The sequence below is a fragment of the Parasedimentitalea denitrificans genome (assembly GCF_011813015.1).
In the GTDB taxonomy this organism is placed as follows: Bacteria; Pseudomonadota; Alphaproteobacteria; order Rhodobacterales; family Rhodobacteraceae; genus Parasedimentitalea; species Parasedimentitalea denitrificans.
The window spans coordinates 271,714-284,328 of record NZ_QHLQ01000002.1 but is presented as its reverse complement, the minus strand read 5'-3'; the positions used below and the strand labels follow the sequence as shown (position 1 = coordinate 284,328).

Here is a 12,615-nt window from a genome sequence, read left to right as displayed (position 1 = left end):
GTTGTGGTAAATTACGTCATTGTCATTGTTTTCCGGTAGCAGCTTCTTCTACTTTGCATCCAAACAGGCGGAGGCAGCCCATGACCCCAGGTAGCGACCAAAGCAGCGGTGATCTAACCCGCGACGATGGATATGAACTGGACCGCAGTGCGGTTGCGGCAATCCTTTATGCTGTCGATACCGAGGACAAAGAGCAGCTGACGAGGCTAATGGAACCGCTACACGCGGCTGACATCGCCGACTTGTTGGAGCAGATCAATTCAAACGACCGGGAGCGGTTGATCCACCTGTACGGACGCGAGTTCGACGGTGAGATCCTGACCGAGCTGGAAGAATCCGTTCGTGAAGACGTGATCCCCATCCTCAACCCGCAGGTTTTGGCCGAAGCGGTCAGGGATCTGGAAACCGACGATGTGGTTGATCTGGTCGAAGATCTGGAAGAACCGCAACAGGAAGCCATCCTAGATGTGCTGGAAGACGCAGACCGGGTCGCGGTCGAGCAGTCACTGTCCTACCCTGAAAATTCCGCAGGGCGCCTAATGCAGCGCGAAGTGGTGATGGCACCCGAGCATTGGAACGTGGGCCAGACCATCGATTTTTTGCGTGAATCCGATGATCTGCCCGAGCAGTTCTATCACGTCATCCTTGTTGATCCGCGGATGAAGCCGATTGGCAATGTCACCCTGGGTAAACTGATGGGTGCTCGCCGCGAAGTGCTGTTGGTTGATCTGCAAGAAGAGGTGTTCGAGGTCATCCCTGCCGATCAGGATGAGGAAGAGGTCGCCTATGCCTTTAACCAGTACCACCTGATTTCAGCTCCTGTTGTGGATGGTGACGACCGATTGGTGGGTGTCATCACCATTGATGACGCCATGGTGGTATTGGATGAAGAACACGAAGAGGACATTCTGCGGCTTGCTGGGGTCGGGGAAAGTGCCCTGTCGGACAGTGTTGCCGATACCTCGAAAAAGCGACTGCCCTGGTTGGGGGTGAACCTGTTCACTGCGATCTGTGCGTCGCTGGTGATCTCGCAGTTCGAAGCCACCATTGCCGAACTGGTGTCGCTGGCAATTCTGATGCCTATCGTAGCCTCGATGGGCGGTAATGCTGGCACTCAGTCGCTGACGGTTGCGGTGCGTGCGCTGGCAACTAAGGATTTGACCGGCGCCAACGTCTGGCGGGTGATCCGCCGAGAGTTGCTGGTTGGGATGCTGAACGGGCTGTGTTTCGCCGCTGTTCTGGGCGTCGTCGGGATGTTGTGGTTCAGCTCACCCATGCTGGGAGCAGTCATAGGCACTGCATTGGTGTTCAACATGATCATCGCTGGCTTTGCTGGGACTGTGGTGCCGGTGACGCTGGACAAAATGGGTATTGACCCCGCGCTAGCCTCAGGCACTTTTGTGACAACCACGACAGATGTCATGGGTTTTTTCATCTTCTTGGGCTTGGCCTCAAAGGTATTGCTATGACGGATCTAACAGCCATCAAATCTCAGGCGCGCAAGGCGGCATTTGCCCGCCGCAAGCAGGCGTATGCGATGCACAAGCCTGGTGTCGCTGGGCATCTGTCCGAAGTACTGGCCGGCTATCGTGGTGTACAGCTGTCGGGGTACATGCCGATCCGCACCGAGATCGACCCACTACCTGCAATGGCAGAGGCAACGGCGCACGGTATGGTCGGTGTGCCAGTGATCCAAGGCGATGGATTGCCTTTGAAATTTAGCCGTTGGCTGCCAGATGGTGTGCTGCGGGATGGTCCGTTTGGAGCAAAAGTTCCGGAAGTAGACGACTTTTTTGAGCCGGAAATCCTGATCGTGCCATTGGTGGCCTTTGATGCCAGTGGTGGGCGGCTGGGTTATGGTGGTGGCTTTTATGACCGCACACTAGAAGGCCTGCGCGCCAAGCGACCCACATTAGCCATCGGATTTGCCTTTGACGCGCAACAGGCGGAAGACCTGCCACTAGAGGCGACTGACCAGCCGTTGGACATGCTGATCACAGAAAGCCGTGTCTTGCAGTTCACAGGTTGAGCAGGGGCTCCCGCCTGTCGTTGACCTCCCTTGCGGAAGGTCTGCCGCCCGTTGGGCGTAGCGCCGTGCTAAGGCACGGCGAAAAGGAAGTTTGCTGAGAAGCCCCTAAGGGGCAGGCTTGCCCCTTAGGGAGCAAATGCGAGGATTTTGTCTGCATCTTCGGCGTCAAGGGCAGGCCGCGCGATGCGCGGTCGCTGTGCGACGCTTGACCCCAAAGCTACATCCGGCAGTGCGGTTGGGGGTTGTCCTTGCCCCCTGCATCGGCCTAAGGACGGGAGCATGAGAATTCTGTTTTTAGGCGATGTGATGGGCCGCGCTGGGCGCAAGGCCATCAAAGAGAACCTGCCGCGTTTGCGTGACGAATGGCGGCTGGACTTTGTTGTGGTCAATGGCGAAAACGCCAGCAATGGCATGGGGCTAAGCGGCGATCACGCCAAGGTCTTGCTGGACGCTGGTGTCGACTGCCTGACCCTGGGTGATCATGCTTTTGACCAAAAGGATATGCTGCAGTTTATCGAGAAAGAACCGCGCATCATCCGTCCGCTGAACTATGCTAAGGGCGCGCCGGGCAAAGGATACCGTTTGTTCAATGCCCCTGGTGGGCGCAAAGTTCTGGTATTGCAGGCGCTGGGGCAGGTGTTCATGAAACGCGCCTTTGATGATCCGTTTTCAGCTGTCGAAACCGTGCTAAAGGCGCATCCACGCGGCGGGTTGGCCCAGGCTGTGATTGTAGACATGCACTGCGAAGCCACATCCGAGAAGATGGCGATGGGGCATTTCTGCAATGGCAAAGCCTCACTTGTGGTCGGAACCCATACCCATGTACCGACGGGCGATGCCCAGATCCTTGAGGGGGGTACTGGCTACCTGACCGATGCGGGAATGTGCGGTGATTACAACTCGGTGATCGGCATGGAAAAAGCCGAACCTATGCGTCGGTTTATCACCGGTATGCCCAAAAGCCGTTTTACGCCGGCAACGGGTGAGGCAACTCTGTCCGGGGTGTTTATCTCGACGGATGACCGTACCGGGGTAACAAAAGAGATCCGTATGATCCGATCGGGTGGGCTGCTGCAAGATTCTGCTCCGTAACCCACCACATCATTCCTACAGCTGCGCTTGCACCATTTATCAAAGCCGGTCAGAATACCGAGCATAGAAGATGACAGGCGGTGGCATGAATTTATTGGCTTTTTCGGACACCGGTGGCGCAATTGCGACCCTTGTTGTTGTCTTTGTGATGTTCATCCTGTTCATGCGCGAGGCCTATCCGGCCGAAGTCGTGGCAATTGGCGGCGCTGCAACTTTGCTGGCGCTGGGTGTACTGCCCTATGAAGATGCACTGAACGTTCTATCCAATCCGGCGCCGTGGACCATTGTTGCGATGTTCATTGTTATGGGGGCACTGGTCCGCACTGGCGCTCTGCAGTGGTTCACGGATCTTGCCGAAGCCCAAGCCGATGCGCGGCCCGCCATGGCGATTGGCGCGCTGATGTTGTTTGTCGTGGTCGCCTCTGCTTTTGTAAACAACACGCCTGTTGTTGTGGTGATGATCCCGGTCTTTGTGCAATTAGCCAGAAAACTGGGTGTTTCAGCCAGTAAGATGCTGATCCCGCTTAGTTATGCAGCTATCTTGGGCGGCACGCTGACCCTTATCGGCACCTCGACCAACCTTCTGGTGGATGGTGTAGCACGCTCGAACGGGCTAGATCCTTTTTCCATTTTTGAGATCACACCGCTGGCAATCTTCCTGGTAGCCTGGGGGGGGATTTACTTACGTTTTATCGCACCACGTCTGCTACCGGATCGGTCGTCTATGGCGACGATGCTTTCTAGTAAGCACTCGATGAAGTTCTTTACCGAGGCGGTGATCCCACCCGAAAGCAACCTGGTGGGCCGTGAGGTAATGGGGGTTCAACTGTTCAAACGGGCAGGTGTGCGGTTGATTGATGTAATCCGTGGTGATGTTTCACTGCGACGAGATCTTAAGGGAGTGGAACTAAAGGTCGGTGACCGGGTTGTCCTTCGCACCCAAATGGCCGAGCTGCTTAGCCTGCAGCGCAACAAGGAATTGCGTCGGGTTGATCAGGTCTCGGCGGTAGAAACGTCGACTGTAGAAGTTCTGATCACTCCGGGGTGCCGTATGATCGGCCGCTCTCTGGGTGCTATGCGTTTGCGCCGTCGCTACGGTGTTTATGTATTGGCGGTACACCGGCGCAATCAGAATATTGGCCAGCAACTCGACGATCTGGTTGTGCGTGTCGGCGATACTTTGCTTCTCGAAGGCGGAACTGATGATATCCAGCGGCTGGCTGCTGATATGGACATGGTCGACGTGACCAAGCCGTCAGCTCGCGCCTATCGTCGTAGCCACGCGCCCATCGCACTCGCCGCCATCGCTGGTATTGTCATACTTGCCGCTCTTGGCGTGGCTCCGATTCTGCTGTTGGCAGTCGTGGCCATGGCAGCCATCTTCTTTACCCGCTGTATCGATGCCGAAGAAGCGTTTTCGTTTGTAGATGGGCGATTACTAGCCTTGATTTTTGCCATGCTGGCCATTGGAGCTGCGCTACAAAGTTCGGGCGCTGTTAGCCTGCTCGTAGAGGCTATCGCACCCGGACTTGGAATGCTGCCACCATTTCTAGTCGTTTGGGCCATTTACCTGTTGACCTCGGTCCTGACGGAGCTGGTATCGAACAATGCGGTGGCGGTGGTAGTGACACCAATAGCGATCAGCCTGGCCCAGGCAATGGGTGTGGATCCACGGCCCTTAGTGATTGCGGTGATGGTCGCGGCCTCGGCTTCCTTCGCGACGCCAATTGGATATCAAACCAACATGATGGTCTACGGGCCAGGCGGTTATAAATTCACAGACTTTATGCGTGTAGGCATTCCGCTGAACCTGACTGTCGGACTGCTGGCCTCGGCGCTGATCCCAGTGTTCTGGCCGCTGTACTAGGCTGTCAGACGGCGTAATTTTGCCGATCGCCAACGAGCCGTGATGTAATCCGTGATACAATTCTTAGATGATTTGAGTTCGAGATTTTTTACGAGGCACTGAAGATGAATTTTAGAACAGGTTTCATGACACTGGTCCTTGCGGCCTCCACCGCAATCGCAGGCGTTTCAATGGCAAAAGCAGGTACAGTAGAAGGCAGCGTTACCTATTTGCAGCGTATTGCTGTACCTCCGGGGGGCAAGCTTCTGGTCGAGCTGCGCGATGTGTCTCTGGCCGATGCTCCGTCAAAATTGGTGGCAGCTGAGGATTATGACTTGTCGGCAGTCCCCACGGATTATTCGCTTCGCTTTGCCGACAGCGATATCATCTACAATCACAGCTATTCGGTTTCCGCGCGGATCACGTTGGACGGTCAATTATTGTTCATCACCGATACCTCTTATCCAGTGCTGACACGCGGGGCAGGCGAAACTGCCGATATGATTGTGAAACCCGTTGTAATCAAAGCATCGGGGCAGGCGGATATGCAACTGGAAAACACCAATTGGACCTTGGTTGAGATGAACGGTGCCAAAGTTGAAAAGGGACGTGATCCGGGATTTGCTTTTGGAAGTGATGGGCAATTCGCGGCCTCTGTCGGCTGTAACCGATTCAAAGGTCAGGTTGAGTTGAACGGTAACCAGATCAATTTCCCGCACAACATGGCTGGGACGATGATGGCCTGTGTGCCAGGGCTGGACCAACAGGAACAGGATTTTCTGACTGCACTTCCACAGATTAAGACCATCGCCCGTCAGGGGCCGTTGATGAAAATGCTGGCCGAAGATGGAACTGTGTTGATGGGTTTGAAACTGGCGAAGTAGTCTAATACTTGCTGGCCCGGCGTTATCGCAGGGCCAGCAGGAAAATGAGCCAGCGGGCTACATTGGCCAGAACACCAAAATCGCCGGGATCGAGGTGGCCACGATCAATACCTCTAGCGGCAGGCCAATGCGCCAATAATCTCCAAACTGATAGCCGCCGGGACCTAAGATCAGGGTGTTGTTCTTATGTCCGATCGGGGTCAGAAACGCAGCCGAGGCGGCAACAGCCACAGCCATCAGAAACGGATCAGCCGAAACCCCCAGTGTATTGGCCATCTGAATGCCCACTGGTGCGGCCACAATGGTAGTGGCGGTGTTGTTCAACACATCCGACAGCGTCATGGTGACCACCATCAACACTGTCAGAATGGCCCAGGCAGGCAGTCCCTGCGTCAGACGTAACAGGGCATCTGCAATCAACGTTGTGCCGCCTGAACTTTCCAGTGCTGCGCCCAATGGGATCATCGATCCCAGTAGCACCACCACTGGCCACTCGATATGGTCATAAATCTCGGCCACGGGCAGGATCTTGGTCAGCACATATCCCACCACCACCAGACCCAGTGCCACAGGTAGGTACAACAATCCAACCGAGGCGGCCAACACGGCAGCTCCAAACATGGCAATGGCTAACCAGGTTTTATCATTGGCCGTTACTGCCAGCCCACGGGTGGCAAGCGGTAGGCATCCCAACCATTCGGTCACATCTGTTGCTCGGTCGCGTGGGCAAAGCAGCAGCAAGATGTCTCCGGTTTCGATATCAGTCTGGCGGATATGCTTGGTCAATTGGCGGCCCTGACGTGACAGTCCCAGCAGTACTGTGCTTTGCCGCCAGGCCAGCCCCATGGATTGCGCGGACCGTCCAGCAATACGTGCGGTTTCAGGCACTACTACTTCGACCACTTCCAACCCGTCGCCCTCGGCAGTCAATTTTTCCTGACGCGCCTGATCGGAAAAATCTAATGAGAGTGCGGTGCGGAACTCGTCCAGCGCTTCGGGGGTGGCCTCCAGCAGGATTGCATCACCCGATCGCAAAACCGAACCAGCAGCCAGACCATAGCGACGGCGACCATCACGGATCAGCCCCAGTATGGCGGCATCTGCCTTTTCAGCCTCATCGTTTAGGTCTCTCAACCGTTTACCAATATGGGGCGAGCCTTCGGGTACTGTCAGCTCGGCGATGTATTGTGCCAGTTGCGACTCTGAGGTTCCGGCATCGTCTCGGGTTGGGATGAACCGCCAGCCGATCAACGCCACAAAGGCCAGCCCGGTTATCGCCGCCACGCCGCCAACCGGCGCAAAATCGAACATGTGAAACGGCTCGCCCAGCGTTTCGGCCCGGATCGAGGCGATGATGATATTCGGGGGCGTGCCAATCAGTGTCACCATGCCCCCCAGAATGGTGGCAAAACTCAGCGGCATCAGGCTGAGCCCCGGCGCGCGCCCCGCCTTGCGGGCGGTCTGGATGTCCACTGGCATCAACAATGCCAGCGCAGCCACGTTGTTCATGAATGCCGACAGAACGGCCCCGATGCCGCCCATCAGTGCAATATGACTGCCCAGCCCGCGCGAGGCATCGACCAAGGTGCGGGTGATCAGGAACACTGCCCCTGATCGCACCAGCCCGGCTGAAACAATCAGCACCAGTGCCACCACCAGCGTGGCCGGGTGGCCAAACCCGGAAAATGCATCTTTGGTGGGCACCACGCCTAAAACGACGCCTGCCATCAGCGCGGCAAAGGCGACAAGATCATAGCGATACCTCCCCCAAACCAGCAGGGCAAAGACGGTGGCAAAAAGCGAAAATAATGTGATTTGGTCAAATGTCATAAGCGTACTTTAATCGCTGTAGGGAACGGAACAAGCACCGATCGCGCGGCCAGTGCTTGAAAGCTGCCACCAGACGGGGCTATATGTGCGCCAAAGGTATAACCAGCATAGGGATGGACCATGGCAGGCCACTCAAAATGGGCAAACATCCAGCACCGTAAAGGTCGTCAGGATGCGGTTCGCTCAAAACTGTTCTCGAAACTCTCCAAGGAAATCACCGTGGCCGCCAAAATGGGCGATCCGGATCCAGAGAAAAACCCACGTCTGCGTATGGCTGTCAAAGAAGCCAAGTCGCAATCCGTCCCCAAGGATGTGATTGACCGCGCGATTAAGAAGTCGGTTGCAGGTGAAGGCGACGATTACGAAGAAATCCGCTATGAGGGCTATGGCCCGAATGGTGTGGCCGTCATCGTCGAAGCCATGACTGATAACCGCAACCGCACCGCATCCACTGTGCGCTCCACGTTCTCTAAGAATGGCGGAAATCTTGGTGAAACCGGCTCGGTTGGGTTCATGTTCGACCGGAAAGGCGAAGTGACCTATGGCGCGTCTGTCGGTGATGCCGATGCCGTTTTTGAGGCCGCTATCGAAGCCGGCGCCGAAGATGTCGAGAGCTCGGAAGAGGGTCACATCATCTATTGCGAAGACACCGACCTGAATGACGTGTCAAACGCACTAGAGGCCGCATTGGGTGAATCCGAAAGCACCAAGCTCGTGTGGAAGCCAACCACCACCACCGAGATGGATCTGGTTGCCATGGAAAAACTGATGAAGCTGGTGGATGCACTGGAAGACGACGATGACATCCAGCGAGTCACTACCAACTTTGAGGCCTCGGACGAGGTTATGGAGCAGCTGTAAAATGCTCCTCTTTCAAATGAAAAAGGCCCGCTGGATTAGCGGGCCTTGTTTGTTTCTTTGGTGCAGCCCAAGAATATTTTAGAGCTGGCAGTGATTGGAAACGGTTGGTCCACGGTCATACCGCAGATAATCAGTTGTGATCAATGCTTTCGGGACAGGCTCCGAAATTGCCTCACCCCGATATTGCGGTTCGTCGAAATTGAAACCGCGTAATAGCCTGAACAGCAATCTGCGCCGCAAAGCTGTTTCTTCGTCATAAATTCCATCAAACATAATTTTCGTACCCCACGTCCACTGCGGATATAGGTTTGCATGGCGGTTACAACCAAAAGCTTTCGAAATTAGGCCGGGCTTAAATGAAAACGTTGTAAAAACGTTGGCAAACAGCTTCGCAGCTATCCTAGCTGTTTCCGCTATATGGTACTTGAAAATTTGCATAGAAAATGCGTGGCTCAATGTCACCAAGTTCAAGTTTTATCTTCATTATTTCGGATCATATGGGCGTCCCCTATTGGGTCAACAACCCTGCCTTTAACGCTTCTTCGCGACTGGGATACCACAGCTCTGTGTTAGGTTCGTCGAACATTTGGATCAAAAACGCTTCATTTATTCCCTGACCGCGGAAGAAATCACGGTCCTTGTTCTGTTCTTTTTCCAGATCCAGATTCGGAAGGGTCGAGCCGAATTCCAGCGCGTAACTATGAAAACCTAGGCGCGCGTCAGGTGTCATACTACGATGCGCGCCAGCGACAAAAACTAGGGTGCAGGCAGAACTGCAGTCGCCTCGGACCATGGTGTTCAGGCCGTGCTCCCGGATCAGATTGGCAAATCCGCGTGCCTCATAGATATGCCCTCCGTTACTCGTCAAACGAACACCGACTAATTGCGGGTTTTCAGCGATCAGTTCAGTGGCGCGTTTTGTCAGGCCAAAGGTGATAGTACCGTTGAAAGTCAGGGATAGTAGGTCGTCAGACAGGCTCAACTCATACTCGGCAGCATGGAGCCGATCCATCTGGTCAGTGAACAACTCAGGTGTCTCAGGTTGGGACGAAAACAAAAAGGCCCCCCACCACAGCGAAATCGATGCAAAACCTGCGACAAGCGTCACCAGATAACCGGCCCAGATTAACGTCATTCCCCCCATACTCTGAAGGTGGTTGTCCGCATTGGCCTGAAACCGTAAGAACTGCCGGATGAAGAACAAGATATCCGCCACTAGCAACACATACAGAAACCCAACAGGCACACGCACCGTGCTGCTGATTGTAACAAGGGCCAGTAGAATAACAGCGCGAGGCAACACAAGGTGCAGCCAGAAACTTTGGGGCAAAGCCACGGGGGCGCGATTGATCATCACTACAGCCTGAGCGAACGGGCGCGCCAAATCAAGCCAGTTCGATGGATGTCACAATTGAACTAGGTGCCGCCGCCCAGCGGTCAGCACGGCGCGGGTCACATCGGTCAACGCAGGCGCCATCACCCGACTGACTTGCCAGGTCAACGGGATTTGCAGTTCTGTGTCTGGCAGCAGGGGGACCAGTTTCCCTTTCTGGATAAACGGGCGTACAAATTCCAGCGGGTTCATGCCCCATCCTATCCCTGCAACGGCGGCATCTACAAAACCCTGTGTCGAAGGCAGAAAATGCGCGGGTGGTGACAGACCTGGCCCAACATTCACCTCTAACCATCTGCGCTGCAACGCGTCCTTGGCGTTAAACACAAGACAGGGCGCCTGCGCCGCCGCTTTTGTAGTGACGCCCTCGGGAAACCAGCGCTGCATATAGGCTGGGCTGGCACAGGCCACATATTGAAACGCCCCCAGCGCATGGGTGTCGCAACCGGTTACTGCCTTGTCATTGGCGGTAATCGCAGCAGAAACCTCGCCTCGTTTCAGCCAGTCGGCGCTGTGGTCCTGATCGTCGATAACCAGATCAAACAGAACGCCATCAACCGAGGCCATCGCCTCAATGAACCAAGTCGCTAGACTATCTGCATTGACCGCAACCTTCAGGCGGGCGTGGGTTTGGTCAGCGTCCAGCGCCAATTCACGCGTGAGCTGTGCCTCTAGCAACCCGATGTCCTCGGCATGTTTGGCAATCCGCATCCCAGCCTCTGTTCCCGTGCAGGGTGGTCCGCGCCGAACCAACGCACTGCCCACCTGATCCTCTAGCGCCTTGATACGCTGTGAAATAGCCGAAGGTGTCACCAGTAGCGCCGACGCTGCCGCATCAAAACTGCCAAGTCGTAAGACCTGTGACAGAGCCGCAAGATGATGAGGGGGGAATTGCATCGTTGATCCTTGCGGTTGCTTATACGTGGCTCGCCTAACAGGGCGGGGCATTAGTAATACTTAAGTGGGGTGAGTATCTTTAATTTGATTACGCATCGGGGCTGGCTTAATCAAGCCAGAGCAGACAAAAGGAAGACCAATGCCCCCCAGTTTATTTGCCGGATTTCTTCTAGGGTTCAGCCTGATCATGGCGATCGGGTCGCAGAATGCATTTGTGCTGCGCCAAGGGTTGCGTCGTCAGCATGTATTCTGGATCTGCCTGACCTGCGCCACTTCGGATGCGATACTGATCACCGCTGGTGTCATGGGGTTCGGATCCCTGACCCTTTTGTGGCCGTGGTTTGAACAGGCCATGCGTTGGGGTGGGGCGGCATTCCTGATCTGGTATGGCGCCCGTAGTTTGCTGGCGGCTTGGCGCGGCGGGGAAAGCATGGACGCTAATTCAGGCAACGGGGTAGGGGCGGCCTTGCTGCCGATCCTAGCAACTGTTTTGGCGCTGACCTGGCTAAACCCGCATGTGTATCTGGATACGGTTGTTTTGCTGGGGGCCATCTCAGCGCAGTACCCGCAGCCGCTGTGGTTTGGCATTGGCGCTGCGCTGGCCAGCTTCACGTTTTTCTTTTCACTGGGATATGGCGCAGCGGCTCTGGCCCCCCTGTTTGCCCGCCCGCGTGCTTGGCAGGTGCTGGATGTGTTGGTGGGGCTGACCATGTGGGCCATCGCCGTCAAGCTTCTGCTGATGTAGTGCACAGGCTGTGTGCAGGCTAGGGGACTGGTTGTGCCGACTTGTGTTGCTACATTTCAGGTATAGCAACGCAGGAGTGCCAAGATGAGTTGGAACCCAAGCCTAGAACCACAAACCCCCGATGCGGGCAATCTGGACGCCATCGAAACCGTGATCATCCCGCGTGCGCGCGATCTGGGTGGCTTTGAGGTACGCAGGGCGTTGCCCGCACCTCGCCGCCAGATGGTTGGTCCGTTTATCTTTTTCGATCAGGCGGGTCCGGCCGAATTCCTGACCGGGCAGGGGATCGATGTGCGTCCTCATCCGCATATCGGATTAGGCACTGTGACCTATCTGTATGACGGCGAGTTTGAACACCGCGACAGTCTGGGTACCCACCAGATGATCTATCCCGGCGAAGTGAACTGGATGGTGGCCGGACAGGGGGTAACCCATTCGGAACGTACGTCCGAAGCGACGCGCCGTGGCGAAAGTAAGCTGTTTGGCATTCAAACCTGGATTGCCCTTCCGGAAAGCCACGAAGAGACCGGTGCCAGTTTTGAACACCATAGCAAAACCGCGCTGCCACTGCTGGAAGGTGAAGGCAAAGAGGTTCGACTGATCCTCGGCAACGCCTGGGGTGAAAAGGCACCGGTGACGATGTATTCGGAAACCTTTTATGCGGATGTGGTGTTGCAGCCGGGGGCAAAACTGCCATTGCCTGACGATCACGAAGATCGGGGGCTCTATATTACTCAAGGCTCGGTTGAGATTGCCGGAGACACATTTGAATCAGGCCGTATGATGGTGTTTCGTCCAGGTGATGCAATTACCGTGACTGCTGGTCCTCACGGCGCGCGGCTGATGGCGCTGGGCGGTGAAACGATGAATGGCCCTCGTCATATCTGGTGGAATTTTGTCGCCTCATCCAAGGACAAAATCGAAGAGGCCAAGGCGGCTTGGGCGGCCGGGGACTGGGAACAAGGGAGGTTTCAACTGCCGCCCGGGGATGATCAGGAATTCATACCACTTCCATAGGGGGACTGGTTTTGCCGGGCG

12 protein-coding genes are annotated in these 12,615 nt (G+C 55.6%); 8 read left to right on the top strand and 4 right to left on the bottom strand.

What is annotated here, in order from left to right; all coding sequences use genetic code 11:
- The first annotated feature begins 80 nt into the window (after window positions 1–80).
- The 5 genes from mgtE (at window position 81) to DL239_RS03955 (ending at window position 5,851) form a co-directional block, all read left to right on the top strand.
- Window positions 81–1,469 carry a magnesium transporter gene (gene mgtE, locus DL239_RS03975; RefSeq protein WP_167682530.1) on the top strand — a complete coding sequence of 463 codons (1,389 nt, stop codon included), beginning with the start codon at window positions 81–83 and terminating at the stop codon, window positions 1,467–1,469.
- The gene (locus tag DL239_RS03970) at window positions 1,466–2,029 is read left to right on the top strand and encodes a 5-formyltetrahydrofolate cyclo-ligase (RefSeq protein ID WP_167682528.1); all 564 of its coding nucleotides are present in this window, start codon (window positions 1,466–1,468) and stop codon (window positions 2,027–2,029) included. The genes mgtE and DL239_RS03970 overlap by 4 nt, the downstream gene beginning before the upstream one ends.
- Before the next feature lie 279 nt (window positions 2,030–2,308).
- Complete coding sequence (locus tag DL239_RS03965; protein ID WP_167682526.1) at window positions 2,309–3,121, top strand: TIGR00282 family metallophosphoesterase; 813 nt, start codon at window positions 2,309–2,311, stop codon at window positions 3,119–3,121.
- Window positions 3,122–3,206: 85 nt separating this feature from the next.
- On the top strand, window positions 3,207–4,988 hold the full coding sequence (locus tag DL239_RS03960; protein ID WP_167682524.1) for an SLC13 family permease: 1,782 nt from the start codon (window positions 3,207–3,209) through the stop codon (window positions 4,986–4,988).
- A gap of 104 nt (window positions 4,989–5,092) precedes the next feature.
- The gene (locus DL239_RS03955) at window positions 5,093–5,851 is read left to right on the top strand and encodes a YbaY family lipoprotein (RefSeq protein WP_167682522.1); all 759 of its coding nucleotides are present in this window, start codon (window positions 5,093–5,095) and stop codon (window positions 5,849–5,851) included.
- Window positions 5,852–5,908: 57 nt separating this feature from the next.
- Here the strand turns inward: DL239_RS03955 and DL239_RS03950 are convergent, their stop codons facing one another.
- A complete protein-coding gene (locus DL239_RS03950) occupies window positions 5,909–7,681 on the bottom strand; it encodes an SLC13 family permease (RefSeq protein WP_167682520.1) in 1,773 nt (590 codons plus the stop codon).
- A 120-nt stretch (window positions 7,682–7,801) separates the two neighbouring features.
- On the opposite strand from DL239_RS03950, the gene DL239_RS03945 reads away from it, so the two are divergent.
- Complete coding sequence (locus tag DL239_RS03945; protein ID WP_167682518.1) at window positions 7,802–8,542, top strand: YebC/PmpR family DNA-binding transcriptional regulator; 741 nt, start codon at window positions 7,802–7,804, stop codon at window positions 8,540–8,542.
- 78 nt (window positions 8,543–8,620) lie between these two features.
- Here DL239_RS03945 and DL239_RS21610 read toward each other — a convergent pair whose 3' ends face one another.
- The 3 genes from DL239_RS21610 to DL239_RS03930 are packed head-to-tail and all read right to left on the bottom strand — an operon-like array spanning window position 8,621 to window position 10,832.
- Window positions 8,621–8,998 carry a hypothetical protein gene (locus DL239_RS21610; RefSeq protein WP_240931704.1) on the bottom strand — a complete coding sequence of 126 codons (378 nt, stop codon included), beginning with the start codon at window positions 8,996–8,998 and terminating at the stop codon, window positions 8,621–8,623.
- A gap of 52 nt (window positions 8,999–9,050) precedes the next feature.
- Entirely contained in the window at window positions 9,051–9,896 is an 846-nt protein-coding gene (locus tag DL239_RS03935; RefSeq protein ID WP_167682516.1) for a COG3904 family protein, read from the bottom strand.
- Window positions 9,897–9,947: 51 nt separating this feature from the next.
- Complete coding sequence (locus DL239_RS03930) at window positions 9,948–10,832, bottom strand: LysR family transcriptional regulator ArgP (RefSeq protein ID WP_167682514.1); 885 nt, start codon at window positions 10,830–10,832, stop codon at window positions 9,948–9,950.
- 139 nt (window positions 10,833–10,971) lie between these two features.
- Here DL239_RS03930 and DL239_RS03925 point away from each other — a divergent pair, with 139 nt between their 5' ends.
- Together DL239_RS03925 and DL239_RS03920 are read left to right on the top strand one after the other, a co-directional pair.
- Window positions 10,972–11,577, top strand: a complete 606-nt coding sequence (locus tag DL239_RS03925; RefSeq protein ID WP_167682512.1) for a LysE/ArgO family amino acid transporter — start codon at window positions 10,972–10,974, stop codon at window positions 11,575–11,577.
- An 84-nt stretch (window positions 11,578–11,661) separates the two neighbouring features.
- Window positions 11,662–12,594 (top strand): pirin family protein, encoded by a 933-nt coding sequence (locus DL239_RS03920; protein WP_167682510.1) that lies wholly within the window; start codon window positions 11,662–11,664, stop codon window positions 12,592–12,594.
- Window positions 12,595–12,615 lie beyond the last annotated feature (21 nt).